Below are 14800 nucleotides of genomic sequence, written 5' to 3'. Positions count from 1 at the left end.
CAAGTGACGATACAGACATCCATATTTTCAATGGATCACCATACGATGGAGCAAATAGACCGGAAATTCCGTAAGAAGCAGCTCATTGCCAGAGCACGTCAACATGAGTTATTTGATATTTTTCAGGAGGATTTGACCGAAGAAGAGATCTGGGCCTTAAAGTACTTTTACGCATACATGCCGGTAAATGATATGGCTGACTATGATGGGTCATTGTTCTTAAGTCATGTTCGTCAGACGCTGGAAATCCGCAAGCGGATGCCTTGGGGTGAACGTGTGCCGGATCATCTCTTCTTGCATTTTGTGCTGCCGTATCGGGTAAATACGGAAAATATCGAGGATTCCCGCGGCATACTGTATAACGAATTGTCCGAGAGAACAAGGGACTTGTCCATGGCGGATGCTATTTTGGAGACAAACTACTGGTGCCATGAGAAGGCGACGTACATAGGAAGCGATCAGCGGACGATATCGCCGCTCACCATGATCCGAAATGCTCGTGGACGCTGTGGCGAGGAATCCACGCTGGCCGTGGCCGCGCTGCGCAGCATTGGTATCCCAGCGCGCCAGGTATACACACCGCGCTGGGCTCATTGTGATGATAACCATGCATGGGTGGAAGCTTGGGCTGACGGCCAGTGGTACTATATAGGCGCTTGCGAACCGGAAGCCCGTCTTAACCAGGGATGGTTCAGTCCGCCTGCCCGCCGGGCGATGCTGATCAATACACGTATTTATGCAGACTATCCGGGACCCGAGGATATTACGGTCTCTGACGAGTGGTTTACAGAAATTAATCTGCTACAGAATTATGCGCCTACACGCTCCATCCACGTTACCGTGAAGGATGCACAGGGTGCTCCGGTGAACGGGGCTGAAGTCCACTTCGAACTGTACAATATGGCGGAGCTGTATCCGATCGCTACACTGTCGACGAATGATCAGGGAGAAGCCTGCTTTAAAACGGGTTTCGGCGAACTGGTGATTCGTGCCGTGAAAGACGGTAAGTGGAGTGAAATGAAAGCAACAGTGGCAGAAGACCGCCTTGAGCTTGTACTTGATGCTTCGGATCAGCCGGATGGAACGCTGGACTTCGACTTGATTCCTCCTCCTGAGCGAGAAGGAGAAGCTGTAGAGGCGCTTTCCGGTGAGAAGACCCAGCGGCATAATAGCCGTCTCGAAGAAGGAACGAAGATCCGGACCGATTACGAGAGAACATTCCTGAGCGAGGAGGAGGCGTCCCGGCTTGCTCATACAGCAGGACTTTCGGCGGAGCGGGTATGGGATGTTCTGCAGAAGGCACGCGGGAACAGTCGGGAAATCGCAGCCTTCCTTCAGGAACGTTCCGGTGAGTATGGCGAGTGGCCGCTGCTGATGTTGGAGAGTTTGAACGATAAAGATTTGATCGATACGTTCAGGCCTGTGCTGGATGACCATCTGATCTACGGTCTGCCGCAGCGCGGAGATCTTGATAAGGATACGTTTATCGAATATGTTCTTTGTCCACGGGTCTCATATGAAATGATTGTGCCTTACAGACAGATTTTCCAGGAAGTGTTTAGTGGAGACGAGTCCATAGCGTTCAGATCAAATCCCGCGGAGCTTGCCCGAAGACTGGAACGTGGATTTGAGATTTGGGAGGATCTCCCCAACCTGAAGGGAAAAGGGAATCCGTTGGGTACATACAATCTAAAAATGGGCGATCCGGTATCACTGACTATTATGTTTGTGGCTGCATGTCGCAGTTTGGGAATTCCGGCACGTTTGCACCCAAGCGAACAAAAACCGCAGTATTTAAAGAACGGTAGCTGGGAAGATGCGGTATTCACTTTAATTGCCTCCGGCCAGAAGGAGAATATAGCCTGGGGAATGCTACGGTTGCTCCGTGATCCAGAGGCAGCGCAGGACGCTCCGGCAGCTTCTTATTATGAAAACTTCACATTTGCCCGCCTTGAGAACGGAGTGTACAAAACGCTGGTCTATCCGTATAGCAAAACCGACGTTTATGATGAAGCGTTCGAGGTGGAGCCAGGTGCTTACCGTTTAACTTCGGGTATACGCCTTAAGGATGGTACGGTTAGAGTACGCTTCACTTATTTCACTGTACGTGCTGGTGAGCAAACGGACGTTACCCTGACCTACCGTGAGATGATGGAGGACATCCCTGTGCTCGGTATTTTAGACCGCAGCAGCGCCTTTACACAACTGGACGGAAGTTCGAGAACACTGGGAGATCTCATTGGAGCAAAAGGCGCCATTGTTGCATGGCTTGAGCCTGAGAGGGAGCCGACCAAGCATCTGCTCCGTGAGCTGCGAGAACTGGCCGAACCAGTCGATGCGTTGGGGATTCCAGTCGTTCTTGTGGTCGGTGACTCAGAATGGACAGCTTCATTTAGCCCTGAGAATGTTAGCGGGCTACCGTCACGTACGATTTTTGTACGGGATTCAACCTATGCTTCTTTACCGGATTTCATATCTGAATCCCCGGCTCATGAAGCCGGATTCCCGCATCTGTTCGCACTCGACAGTGAGGATCAAATCCGATATACATCATCCGGGTATAAGATTGGCACCGGGAAGGAAGCCTTACACATTTTGACTGGATTACTTCAGAAAGCTTAAAGGATCGGAGTGAAGAGGAATGTCAGAGCAATATATTGCGGCCGGCTATGTCGTCGATGCTGCGCTTCCAGAGATGACGCGGGAAGATTTATTGAAGTTAACGCATTTGAACGTGGCCTTCGGTCATGTTCGGAATCATGAGATCAGCACAGAGCATTTGAAGCATACCGAGGTGGTCCGGAGAATAAAGCTGGAGCATCCCGAACTTACAGTGCTGCTGTCGGTAGGAGGGTGGAGCGCGGGCGGATTTTCTGAGGCGGCTTCCACCGAGGAAGGGAGAAATAGCATGGCGGCTTCGGCAGTGCGGGTGCTAAGCGAGCTTCCTTTTGACGGAATCGATCTGGATTGGGAATATCCCTGCTACGGCGAAGCTGACATTGAGTCGAGTCCTGATGACAAGCAAAACTTCACTTTGCTTCTCAAGACAATCCGGGAAGCTCTAGATGTGAAAGGCTCGCAAGATGGACGTCATTATTTGCTTACAATTGCGGCAGGCGCAGATCAGTATTATATAGACGGAACGGAGATGGATCAGGTACAGCAGTATCTGGATTTCGTCCAGCTAATGACCTATGATATGCGCGGCGGTTTTCAAATTCTATCAGGGCATCATACGAATCTATACACGCCGCCCGGCGATCTGTTCCGAATTAGTACAGACGCTTCCGTGAACCTGTTTCTCCGGGCAGGAGTGCCAAAGGAAAAGATTGTGATTGGTGCCGCATTCTATTCTCGTGTCTGGGATTCGGTTCCGGACCGCAATCAAGGTCTTCATCAAATGGCTGGCAGCACCGGCGGGTACGGACCCGCTTTTACTGAGCTTGCTGCTGACTACATCAATAAGAACGGTTATATCCGTTATTGGGATGAAGAAGCTTGCGCACCGTATCTGTTTAACGGATCCAGCTTCATATCCTATGATGACGAGGAATCCATTCAGTGCAAGTGTGAATATGTGAAGGCCAAGGGGCTGGCAGGTATCATGTTCTGGGAGTACAGCTGTGACAAGACGCACCGTCTGCTCGGTGCACTGTATCAAGGACTTCAAAGCTAAACTTTTATTGTTTATTGTGGTAAAAGCTTTTTGAAGAAAGCTTCATCGGGAGCACAAAAAAACCAATTCCCCAAGGCACGGCCTCGGGGAATTGGTTTTTGTCTATTATCCGGTGTACTCCTCATCCTCATCATCAGGGGGAACGGAGGCACCGTTTTGGCTATGCATTTTACGGTACTGGCCAGGGGTGCAGCCCATTTCTTTTTTAAATTTGCGGATGAAGTTTGGTGTGTCCAGGTAACCGACGCGTGTAATGATGTCTTTTAAAGGATCAGCTGTATGCAGGAGCTGCCGGATCACTTCATCCATCCGTTTTTTCCATATATATTGGGAGAAGTTAATGCCCATCTTCTCTTTGAAAGAGCGGCTAAAATAAGAAGAGGAGATGGAGTACTTGGATGAGATGGTTCCCAAACTTAGGTCGTAATCTGTGAAATTTTCGTCGATAAAGGCTGTGATCTGTTCAATCAAGCTGCTTTCTTCTGTCTCGGTCTTGGCCTCGACCTGGGCGCAAATGTCTGCAGCAAGGCCTCCAAGCTTCTTCTCCAAATCCTCCAAAGAATCAAAGTTGGTAACTCGCGGAATCTCATTGACAACATGGTGAATGCCGAGCTCCGAAGCGGTTTTCAGCATCGTGTTAAGAATGTCGAAGCAAATGCAGCGCAGAAGCGGCACCGCAGGCTTTTCCGCTTTCAGGTTGTTAAGCGCGGTGGACACCATCTGGACGGCCACATCATAGCTGCCCTGTTTCAGACTCTGAACGAGCTTCAGCAGCACGTCCTTCGGTACCCAGAAGGAACAATCCTGGGTGCCAGAGAGTTTGTTGAAGAAAGTAGTACTGCCCTCACCATTGAGCATGGATGCTTCAAAAGCGGTCGATGCTTCGATATAGGATTGATTCAGCTGTTCTGAATGGCTGTAGCGCGTACCTGCTCCAATGGCAGGAGATAGACCTGTTTGTTCTGTTACCATCTTACGCAGAGCTTCGACAATGGATTCCATCAGGGCTTGCAGACGGGCATCATGTCCGGTTTCGGTGTCAAATCCGACAATGAGGGCCAGTCGGTTGGGCTGAGGAAGCTCGACACCATACATGTGTGCGGAAAGCTCCGGCAGCTCCACTTCGTTCATCAGTTGCATAACAGGTCTTCGGTCTGGATTGTCCTCCATGGGAAAAGCGTGAGCTTCCCAGCCCATGCAGACGACAAAATAATGGGAGCGGTTGAAGCGGATGCCGAGAGTTTCTTTGAATTCGGTAGTGAATTCCTCCGTATGGCCATGCTTCAGCAATAGCTGCAGGATATGATTGCGGGCGTAGGGCTCCTGAAGATCAACGCGCTGGCTGTAGTCATGCAGTGTTTTTTTGATCCATTCCAGCTCGTTGCTGGATGTGGGCGTATCGGTGACGGTTTTTAGCCGCACAAACTCCATCAAGTCGGAAATAGGATGGTACTGCTTCCGCGCCAAAATGATGGCAAGAATGGTACCCATCACGACCACAAGGGAAAAAACAAGAACAATAATGGTCTGGATATGAACAATGCGGCTAAAAAACTGGCTGCTCGGCATGGCTGTCACATAAGTCCAGCCTGCGTCTGACTTGACGGATACGACCGAATGCGGCTCATTGTTCAAGGAGAGACTGTGCGTTCCCGGTTCGAGCCTGAACAAGGCGTTGACGTCCGTCGCGGTAATCGTTTCACCCTGGTGATTGGCGGCAAGCACTTGCCCGTTATTGTCAAAAATATAAGTCATACCATGGTAGTCACTAAGAATAGATTCGATTAAATCGGTCAGATTGGATTCGTTAATCAGAAACATGACCGTTCCGTGTGGAGTTGGATTGTTTGGCGTGATCGGTACAAGGTAGGCTAGCATGGATTGCTGTCCCCGATCTCCCTGATCGACTTTTTCTGCTGGACGCATCATTGGAAAACTCATCGTATTCAAATCATGGATCAGGTCTGTTTTGTTCCAGTTATGAAATGTGTAGCGCCCGTTGAAAACATCCAGATTCTCCAGGCCCTGAGCGGAATAAATTTTCTCGTCACCACGGAAGAACAGGAAAAGCTCATTAATGATGGAACTTGTCGCCTTGTATTTGGCCAGAGCTCCAATTGCTTCTCGGCTGTAGTAAGGGTGGTGGACCCAATACGACGTAAGCTTCTCATCGTAAGCGATGCGTGATGCCATATCCTGCAGTTCCTTCATGCGTTCATCGATAACAGTCTTGGCCTGTGTCATCTGATTGACGTTCGTCTGCTCGATTTCGGAGCGGAGAGTTTGTACAGCGCTCTGATAGATAAAGACAGTCAGAATAATGAGCGGAATAAGGAAAATAGCGATATAGGAAAAAGTATATTTAAGCAATAGCTTGGACTTGAAATGATTCCATTTCATGAATAAACCTCCTAGGCCGCCTCTCTAAAGGGAAAGCTGTTAATAAAATTGTAAGGTAAACGTTTTCATAAATCAATGCATATAAAGGGGGCTTTTTCCTGAATCAGGCAAAAAACAAGAAAAACAAAGAAAAATCAAGTGTGAACGGGGCGATTTGAGCCTGAATCCCTAAAAGGAGTACCCGAATCAGTTATGGTATATCTGATTCAATGTGCCTACCCAACATGTTGGGCAATAGGGAAATAGTATACTATCATTGCCAACCCCGTCCCTGTTGGCTACAATGCTTTAAGCAGTATACATATGATGAGCGTTTAACCGCTCTTTTGCAGACTTGGGGTGAGCAATCTGAAATCGTACGTAAAACAACAAGCTCCATTATCGTTTATTGCTATATTTCTCCTCTTTGTTCCAGGGGGAATTGTGGCTTCGTTCTTTCCACTGTATTTCAAGGATATAGGGTATTCCGGTGAATTGTACGGACTTCAAAATGCGCTGCTTCCACTCGTGGCGCTCTTTTCCAACTACATATGGAGCATTCTCAGCGATAAGCTCAGCCGTATTAAGCTGTTGTTAATCGGATTGAATATGATGTCACTGCTGTCGGTTGCGGTCATGTTTGTGATGAAAAGCCCTTTGGGCGTCATGGCCGCTATGCTGACGTATCAATTTTTTGCAGCCCCGGTTGCTGTACTAGTGGAAAGCTTTATCATGCTGAAGTCAAGGAGCTTGAAGATTTCTTATGCCTCCCTCCGCAGTGCGGGTGCGGCCGGGTATTCCTTTGCCGCCTTGATAGTTGGTGTCGCGCTGGCTTATATTGCCGGCTTTGAACCGATCGGTTGGATGTTCTTGCTGTTTATGGCGCTCGCACTGATCAGCCTCATACCTGTAAGCGATCCCCGTAGGTCTGCCAAAGCCAGTGAGCCGGTGGAACGGGTGTCTATGAAGGAGGCATGGCCGCTGTTTCGCAAGCCTCAAGTTATGTTATTCCTGATGGTCAACTGTCTGTGTGGCATGGCTATGGTGATGAGTGACCAATATCTCAGTTTCCTGCTGGTAGAGTTGGGAGGGACTTCTCTGCACAACGGACTAGCGTGGATGATTCCTGCCGGAATCGAGGTCGTTGTGTTTATCCTCATCGGACGATTGGGAAGCGGATTTCACCCGCTGTTTATGCTCGCGCTAGGTGCATTTCTGTTCGCTGTGCGCTCTCTGCTTATCATTTTTACCATGAATCTAGCCGTTTTGTTGTTTTCACAAGTGATTTTGGGGATAGCCATTGCGATCTATTTGTCTTATACGGCCCAATATATGATTCAGCTGATCCCAGACCGCTACCGCTCGACAGGGCAGGCGGTAATGTCCATGTTTATGAGTGTGTTCGCCGCAACACTGGGCGCAGTGCTGGGCTCCTTTTTATTCTCAAATGTCGATATTAAAGCAGTATTCATAGCGAACTGTGTACTGCTCGTTTTAGCGTCAATCTGTTTCTTGGGACTGCATATCCAGGATCGCCGGAGATCAATCCAATCGCATGACCAGTCAATGACATTATAATGCTTGGTAGAAATTAAAACGCATGCTTCTAAGCCATATGTATAAACCGAAGAAACCGCTCCGAAAGGGGCGGTTTCTTGTGCTTTATTTCCGGATATAACGCTGCCGTAGGGAGCGGGCCATCTCGCGGACATCATCCGGGGTAGGAAGATTCAGATTGGAGGCGGCGGATGTTATATCTGCCGGGTCCATGGCTGCCTGCCATTGACGGATGACCTTCTTGACCGATTCAGTAAACATCGCGGCTGCATGAGGTCCTAATTCCGCCAACTCCTGAAGGCTCGCGGTCGACTCCGGCTGAACCAGCGGATAGTGGGCTGGATCGGCGTCAGCGGCGGCCACATCATAGAAGGAACGGACAAGACCCGCCCGTTCTGTACCGGAGCCTTCGGCGATAATGAACGCCTGGATAATGAAGGACTTGTTCTGTCTGCGCTGGGCAATGCCGCAAAATTTGCGTCCACCAACGCTTAAGTCATATGCGCCTGGACAGAACGCTCCGGCAATCTCTCCAGTATCCACCGTATACCCGGTATCCCGTAATGCCTCGCGGATCAAATGCACCATTATTTCGAAATCTTGATGAAAGTCCTGATTGTGGTGACGGTTCTCCCCGAGTGGCAGAATAAGAGACAAATTTACAACGCCTGGATCCAGAGGCACGGCAGCACCACCTGAGTGGCGGATCGCTGTGTCGTAACCGAGATCGCGAAGCTGGTATTCGGATTCCTGAGCCTTGGGCAGTCGGCTGTCTCTCACGCCCATAACGAATGCGCGGGGATGACGCCATAGGTGACAGATTGCGGGGCCACCACGGCCAGTCAGCCGGCACAACAGCTCATCCAGCGCGAAGGAGTAGAGCACGTCCGGTTCGTTTAGATCCTGGCTACGGTCCAGCAGCAGAATGGGACCTGTCTCAATAGGCAGGCATGAAGTTGTAGTCATGACAGAGGGGCCTCCTTCAATATAAAGAACCGTCAAGTTGGTTCAGTGATTTCCACATATACTCCGTACCGGCTCCTACACTTGTGCTGCAGGATCGGCATTTTAAATCGAATATTTAAAGAGGTTGTTCAAAAAGTCCGCTTTTGATCACGAAGTGAATCAGGAAGCGGGCTCGGCATCGAATCTTGAATTCAGCCGGTCCTTCCGGTGCTCACGTACCCAAAACGTACGCTCCGCTCCTCAGTCCCTAGCTTCTTCCAACCTTCTCGGTGCTGAAAACCGACCTTTTTGAATACGCACTTAAAGAATACCATAACGTGAGATTGAAACAGTTTTTTTCCTTTAATTTCCGGTAAATCAATTGACATCCCGGGGTATTCTTTTTATAATCCTAGTAAGTTTATCGGCTTTATATATAAAGGGGGATTTACCATGACAAAAAGTGCCCGACGTATTAAAGGGCTGATGATAGGGCTGCTGTTGATCGCTATGCTGGCGGTTACAGCCTGCGGCAGTGACGCCAAGCAGGGAAACAGCAGTGAATCGGCCGGAGGAAACGGTGAAGCCAAGAAAGATTTTGTAGTCGGATACTTGAATGTCATGGACGATGCGCAGGCTATGCTCGCTTATGAGGCGAAGCTGTATGAGAAGCATGGATTGAACGTGAAGATGCAGCAGTTCAAGAGTGGCACGGACCTTATTAAAGCGATGGTCGGCAAGCAGGTGGATGCCGGGGTGCTCGGGTTTACGAATGCTGTTTCATGGGCCTCTAAAGGCGCTGGGGTAAAAGTTGTTGGTGGAGCACAGCTCGGATTTCACAGTGTGCTCGTAAAAGACGACAGCAGTATCGTGAGTGTGGCAGATTTGAAAGGCAAGAAGCTTGCCTCCCAAGGCCAGGGAAGCACGGCGGATATCGTTCTGAACGGTGTCGTACTGAAAGAAGCGGGACTGACCAGCAAAGATGTGCAGATGGTATACGTTGACCCGGGCCAGGCTATTCAGTCGCTTGCTTCCGGCGCGGTGGATGCAGCATTCGTGTTTGAACCGTACGACAGTATCGCTACCCACACGTTAGCCGCGAAGCAAATATATGAGATCGGCAAAGTATGGCCGTTCCCTTGCATGGTCGTCATTACGACCGATGAGAATTTGGAGAATAATCGTGAAGCGGTAAATCAGCTGCTGGATGCTCAGAAAGAAGCAATCGAAATGCTTCAGCAGGATCCGAAGAAATCGGCCGGCCTCATCATGAAGCATTTTGTGGACTCGGATACGATGGAATCCCATCATGGCGGCACTGTGGAATCGGTCGACGTCATCAAGCAGGCGATCGAAACCCAAGTGTTTAACTGGGATATCACGTCGGACCAGATAACCCGCATGCAGGAAATATCCGACATGATGAAAGAGCAGGGTGTTCTGGAAAAAGAAGTGAAGGTGGCAGATATTATCGATTTAAGCTGGCAGGATCAGCAGAAGAAGTAACGAGTAACAGAAGAAGTCGGATATTTGACGTGTCAAAAGATACGCCCTATCCGAAGCGATTCATCTCATGATTAAAGTTACAAGTTTTCTCGGCTAATTCATAAAAAGGAGAGTTTCTGGTGAATCCATCCTACACGAAAGTTCCGCGGACTAAACCGAAATCAGGCTCCTTCTGGCGAAAAGTGCTTCCCTATCTGCTTGCAGTAGGGAGCCTTCTTGCTATTTGGCAGATTACGGCGTTGTTTCTGCCGTCCTATCTGCTGCCTGATGTGCCTGATGTGTTTATTCGATTATTCAGCAGCATTCAAGATCCTGAATTCCGAGGCCACATCGGGGACAGCCTAATTCGGCTGCTGTGGGGATATCCGCTTGCGTGCGTGTTCGGTGCGTTGCTTGGCCTAATTGGTGGCATATCCAAAGGTTTCGCGGTATATCTACGGAGCCTGATATCTATTCTTCAGGCGATACCTCCGATTACATGGGTGCCATTTTTCGTTATATTACTAGGCTTTGGCAATAAAACCATCATTACCGTCATCATCATCGCCAGCTTCTTCCCCATGGCGCTCTCCGTATTGAATGCAACGGAGGGCGTGAACCGGACGCATCTGGAGCTGGCCCGGGTTATGGGCGCAAGCCGCCGTCAACTGCTGGCAAAGGTATTCGCGCCTGAATCGCTCCCGGCCTTTGTTACCGGGGCGCAGGTCGCTTTCGGGAATGCCTGGCGTTCATTGATCGCAGCGGAAATGGTCGGTGGTGCTATGGCGGGCCTAGGTTTCTACTCTCGCTGGCGCGGTGAGGTTGCCGACATGGAAGGCGTGCTGATGAGCATCATTGTCATCGGAACGATTGCGGCGTTGCTCGATCTGGTGCTGCTTGAAGGATTAAAAAGAAAGCTGCTGCGTTACCGTTACGTCCAACCGGGAGGAGATGAATAGCATGCAGACCATCCATGTAGATAACGTATCCAAATCCTTCGGGTCATTGAACGTGTTGGAGCAGGTGGATATCACCATCCGCCAAGGCGAATTTGCTGCCATTGTTGGCCCTTCAGGCTGCGGAAAAAGCACGGTGCTGCGCATGATCGCGGGTCTGGAACACCCGTCGGACGGAAAGATTACAGCGAGTGAGCAGAGTATTGTTGAGCCGGACCCCAGCCGGATGCTGATCTTTCAGGAGCATGCCTTGTACCCTTGGCGCACAGTGGAATTTAACGTAGGTTTCGGTCTGGAGCTCGCTGGTATTTCCAAAAAGGAACGCAAATCCCGTGTTGACGCCATGCTGGAGAAGGTGGGGCTTGGCGGATTTCAGAAATACTATCCGCACCAGTTGTCCGGCGGTATGCGACAGCGGGCATCTATCGCCCGAGCCTTGGTCACGGACCCGGAGGTACTGCTACTCGACGAGCCGTTTGGTGCATTGGACGCGATTACCAAGATCTCGATGCAGAATGAGCTGCTTACTTTATGGGAAGGCACAGGCAAGACGGTGCTTCTGATCACACATGATATCGATGAAGCTATTTATTTGGCGGATACGATCTATGTGATGAGCCCTCGTCCGGGCCGGATCGTGGAGTCGATATCTACGGATATGCCGCGGCCGCGTAACCGTAACGGTGCGGAATTTGTAGCCCTGCGGGAACGGATTATGAAGCATCTGGATTTGAGCAATCATTGACTCTTGGAATATCCTATTAATCATTCTGCTATTTCAAAGGAGAATACCACCATGGGAATATACGATAATATTGTAGATTTGATCGGCGGAACACCGATGGTCCGACTGCAGCGTATCGTGCCGGATGGGGCAGCCGATGTGTATGTGAAGCTGGAAATGTTCAATCCGTCCGGCAGTGTGAAGGACCGGGCAGCCTTTAATTTGATCGATACGGCCGAGAAACAGGGAGTGCTTACACCGGGAGGCACAATCATTGAACCGACAAGTGGCAACACCGGCATCGGTCTGGCTATGATTGCAGCAGCCAAAGGCTACCGGGCCATTCTGATCATGCCGGATAACATGTCGAAGGAACGAATTAATATACTGAAGGCTTACGGTGCGGAAGTGGTACTGACGCCGAGCAGTGAACGAATGCCGGGATCCATCGCCAAAGCCTTGGAACTGAAGGAGCAAATCCCGGGCAGTTTTATCCCACAGCAGTTCGAGAATCAGGCGAATCCGGACATACACCGTGTGACAACAGCGCCGGAAATATTGCAGCAGATGGAAGGCCAGCTGGATGCGTTTGTTGCTACAGCGGGAACGGGCGGGACGATTACAGGCACCGGCGAGGAGCTACGGAAGCATCTGCCGGAGCTGCATATCGCGGTAGTAGAGCCGAAAGGATCACCTGTATTGTCTGGTGGACAGCCAGGACCCCATAAGCTGGTTGGCACAAGCCCCGGATTTGTGCCTGATATTCTGAATACGGACGTCTACGACGAAATCATTCAGATTGCGGATGATGATGCGCTGCAGACGGTTCGCGATTTGGCCCGGAGGGAGGGTATTCTGGTCGGCCCATCGTCCGGTGCATCGGTCTTCGCTGCGATTAACGTAGCCAAGTCGCTGGGCGCTGGGAAACGGGTTGTGTGTATTGCGCCAGATACCGGAGAGAGATATTTGAGCATGGATATTTTTTAATAAGCGTTTAAGCTGTTCCATTCTTGTTATGGACACAACAAATTTGAAGTTTTCTGAAAATAAAAGTTGTGTCAAATTTGTGAATATGGTTATATATAGTATATATGTATTTATATACCAAAGTAATCTTTGAACAAGAATGGAGATGATGTGTTTGGGGAGGCAGGATTTAAGAGAAGGTCAGTATGTGGTGGTACCTGAAAATCCAGTGTCGATGTTTCTGTTCGGTAGTATTCGCTCGGCTTGGATCTGGTTGATTTTGCGATTGTATTTGGGGTATACATGGCTTTCAGCAGGCATTAAAAAAATGACCGCTGACGCTTGGACAGGAAGCGAAGCGGGAGCCGCAATCCAAGGTTTTGTCAAAGGAGCACTTGAGAAAGCGGAAGGCGGTAAGGATGTCCCCAGCTGGTATGCATCATTCCTGGAAAATGTTGTGCTGCCTAACGCCAAGCTCTTTTCGTATATGGTGGCTTTTGGAGAAGTATTGGTCGGCGTGGGACTTATCGTAGGTCTCCTGACAGGCATCGCCGCCTTCTTTGGCGGAACGATGAATGCAAGTTTCCTTTTTGCGGGCTCCGTGAGCATAAATCCGCTGTTGTTCATCCTGGCGACTTGGCTTGTGCTGGCATGGAAAGTGGCAGGCTGGTACGGTCTGGACCGGTGGGCTCTGCCGTTATTGGGCACCCCGTGGGCCCGTCGGCGCAGCACGGCGAAAGAGGATGAAGTTACTTCATAACGGAATAGCTTACGTCGAAGCACCCTTTAGGACAGGTTCAAGCCGCATATGCGCTTCTGTCCAAGGGTGATTTTTGTCGTTAAGAAGTTGTTCAAAAAGTCCGCTTTTGATCACGAAGTGAATCGGGAAGTGGGCTCGGCATCGAATCTTGAATTCAGCCGGTCCTTCCGGTGCTCACGTACCCAAAACGTACGCTCCGCTCCTCAGTTCCTAGCTTTATCCAACCTTCTCGGTGCTGAAAACCGACCTTTTTGAACACGCACTTTAAGTGAAATAAGAGCCGATTTGTAACTTTTTTCACAAAACAACCTGTTGTCAAGAACAATTCCCACAGCTAAATGATAAAAATTAATCTATCCTATTTTTAGATAATTTATTAAGAAGGATGGATGGAGATGGGAATCAAACCGTTTTTAAAACTGGTGGAGATTCAGACGAAGGTGGCGAGCATGATCCCATTTTTGATCGGGACGGTGTATGCGCTGTTCCGCTTTCAGCAGTTTGACGCATACCACTTCGTGCTCATGCTGGCATCGCTGCTCTCATTTGACATGGCGACCACGGCAATTAACAACTACTACGATTATAAAAAAGCGATCAAAACTCATGGCTTCGGCTATGAATTTCATAACGCTATTGTGCACTATAAGCTGAAGGAGCGGGCAGTAGTGGCTGTAATCGTGATCCTGCTGCTGACTGCATTCAGCACAGGTATTGCCCTGTTTCTAGATACCGGACTTCTGATTCTGCTCCTGGGCGGGATGTCCTTTGCAGTTGGCATTCTGTATTCCTTCGGGCCGATTCCGATATCCCGGATGCCACTCGGTGAGCTGTTCTCCGGTTTGTTTATGGGTTTTGTCATTATTTTTATCTCGACATGGATTCATGTGGATGAAAGTCAACTTGCAAGTCTTGTATTAGATGGAGGGATGGTTCTCCTACAGGTCAATCTGCTTGAGGTCATTCTGGTGTTCCTGATTTCTGTTCCAGCCATTCTCGGTATTGCTAACATCATGCTGGCGAACAATATTTGTGATGTTGAAGACGATATCGAGAACAAACGATATACCCTTCCGGTTTATATCGGCCGCCCGAACTCCATAATCCTGTTCCGTATCATGTATTATCTCGCTTATGTGGACCTGATTGTGCTGCTGTTCTTGAAGGTGAACCCGATCATTCTGCTGCTCGTCCTGTTGACGATTATTCCGGTACACAAAAACATAAAAAAATTCACCGCGAATCCGTCTAAGGAAATGACCTTTGCGAATTCTGTCCAGAACTTTGTCATGATGAACATGGCCCGGATTATCGCACTTGGTACAGCGGTTCTGCTGACCGGTCTGTAGTAT

11 protein-coding genes are annotated in these 14800 nt (G+C 49.5%); 9 read left to right on the top strand and 2 right to left on the bottom strand.

Going from position 1 to position 14800, the window contains the following annotated elements; genetic code table 11:
- Positions 1-3 precede the first annotated feature (3 nt).
- A complete protein-coding gene (locus MNQ98_RS28075; protein ID WP_241931118.1) occupies positions 4-2622 on the top strand; it encodes a transglutaminase domain-containing protein in 2619 nt (872 codons plus the stop codon).
- Between the two features lie 19 nt (positions 2623-2641).
- The gene (locus MNQ98_RS28070; RefSeq protein ID WP_241931117.1) at positions 2642-3676 is read left to right on the top strand and encodes a glycoside hydrolase family 18 protein; all 1035 of its coding nucleotides are present in this window, start codon (positions 2642-2644) and stop codon (positions 3674-3676) included.
- A 105-nt stretch (positions 3677-3781) separates the two neighbouring features.
- Here MNQ98_RS28070 and MNQ98_RS28065 read toward each other — a convergent pair whose 3' ends face one another.
- Complete coding sequence (locus tag MNQ98_RS28065; protein WP_241931116.1) at positions 3782-6076, bottom strand: helix-turn-helix domain-containing protein; 2295 nt, start codon at positions 6074-6076, stop codon at positions 3782-3784.
- A gap of 423 nt (positions 6077-6499) precedes the next feature.
- On the opposite strand from MNQ98_RS28065, the gene MNQ98_RS28060 reads away from it, so the two are divergent.
- A complete protein-coding gene (locus MNQ98_RS28060; protein ID WP_241931115.1) occupies positions 6500-7633 on the top strand; it encodes an MFS transporter in 1134 nt (377 codons plus the stop codon).
- 84 nt (positions 7634-7717) lie between these two features.
- On the opposite strand, the gene MNQ98_RS28055 is transcribed toward MNQ98_RS28060, so the two are convergent.
- Positions 7718-8578, bottom strand: coding sequence for a lipoate--protein ligase family protein (locus MNQ98_RS28055; RefSeq protein WP_241931114.1), 861 nt, complete (start codon positions 8576-8578; stop codon positions 7718-7720).
- Between the two features lie 432 nt (positions 8579-9010).
- Between MNQ98_RS28055 and MNQ98_RS28050 the strand changes: the two genes are divergently transcribed.
- The 6 genes from MNQ98_RS28050 (at position 9011) to menA (ending at position 14797) form a co-directional block, all read left to right on the top strand.
- Positions 9011-10063, top strand: a complete 1053-nt coding sequence (locus MNQ98_RS28050) for an ABC transporter substrate-binding protein (RefSeq protein WP_241931113.1) — start codon at positions 9011-9013, stop codon at positions 10061-10063.
- 119 nt (positions 10064-10182) lie between these two features.
- Positions 10183-11001, top strand: a complete 819-nt coding sequence (locus MNQ98_RS28045; protein ID WP_241931112.1) for an ABC transporter permease — start codon at positions 10183-10185, stop codon at positions 10999-11001.
- A 1-nt stretch (position 11002) separates the two neighbouring features.
- Complete coding sequence (locus tag MNQ98_RS28040) at positions 11003-11743, top strand: ABC transporter ATP-binding protein (RefSeq protein WP_241931111.1); 741 nt, start codon at positions 11003-11005, stop codon at positions 11741-11743.
- Positions 11744-11794: 51 nt separating this feature from the next.
- Positions 11795-12709 carry a cysteine synthase A gene (gene cysK, locus MNQ98_RS28035; RefSeq protein ID WP_241931110.1) on the top strand — a complete coding sequence of 305 codons (915 nt, stop codon included), beginning with the start codon at positions 11795-11797 and terminating at the stop codon, positions 12707-12709.
- A gap of 214 nt (positions 12710-12923) precedes the next feature.
- The gene (locus MNQ98_RS28030) at positions 12924-13448 is read left to right on the top strand and encodes a DoxX family protein (protein ID WP_241934061.1); all 525 of its coding nucleotides are present in this window, start codon (positions 12924-12926) and stop codon (positions 13446-13448) included.
- A gap of 395 nt (positions 13449-13843) precedes the next feature.
- Complete coding sequence (menA, locus tag MNQ98_RS28025; RefSeq protein WP_241931109.1) at positions 13844-14797, top strand: 1,4-dihydroxy-2-naphthoate polyprenyltransferase; 954 nt, start codon at positions 13844-13846, stop codon at positions 14795-14797.
- Positions 14798-14800: the final 3 nt, after the last annotated feature.

Source organism: Paenibacillus sp. N3/727, assembly GCF_022637315.1.
GTDB classification, from domain to species: Bacteria; Bacillota; Bacilli; order Paenibacillales; family Paenibacillaceae; genus Paenibacillus_AQ; species Paenibacillus_AQ uliginis.
The sequence above is the reverse complement of the archived record's forward strand: the minus strand, read 5'-3'. Positions and strand labels throughout refer to the sequence as shown.

What these genes read in the sequence shown, in the direction of transcription:
- MNQ98_RS28055 (WP_241931114.1), bottom strand. Translation starts at nt 8,578, where the DNA reads ATGACTACAACTTCATGCCTGCCTATTGAGACAGGTCCCATTCTGCTG.
- MNQ98_RS28040 (WP_241931111.1), top strand. Translation starts at nt 11,003, where the DNA reads ATGCAGACCATCCATGTAGATAACGTATCCAAATCCTTCGGGTCATTG.
- MNQ98_RS28070 (WP_241931117.1), top strand. Translation starts at nt 2,642, where the DNA reads ATGTCAGAGCAATATATTGCGGCCGGCTATGTCGTCGATGCTGCGCTT.
- MNQ98_RS28030 (WP_241934061.1), top strand. Translation starts at nt 12,924, where the DNA reads ATGTTTCTGTTCGGTAGTATTCGCTCGGCTTGGATCTGGTTGATTTTG.
- menA (WP_241931109.1), top strand. Translation starts at nt 13,844, where the DNA reads ATGGGAATCAAACCGTTTTTAAAACTGGTGGAGATTCAGACGAAGGTG.
- cysK (WP_241931110.1), top strand. Translation starts at nt 11,795, where the DNA reads ATGGGAATATACGATAATATTGTAGATTTGATCGGCGGAACACCGATG.
- MNQ98_RS28065 (WP_241931116.1), bottom strand. Translation starts at nt 6,076, where the DNA reads ATGAAATGGAATCATTTCAAGTCCAAGCTATTGCTTAAATATACTTTT.
- MNQ98_RS28050 (WP_241931113.1), top strand. Translation starts at nt 9,011, where the DNA reads ATGACAAAAAGTGCCCGACGTATTAAAGGGCTGATGATAGGGCTGCTG.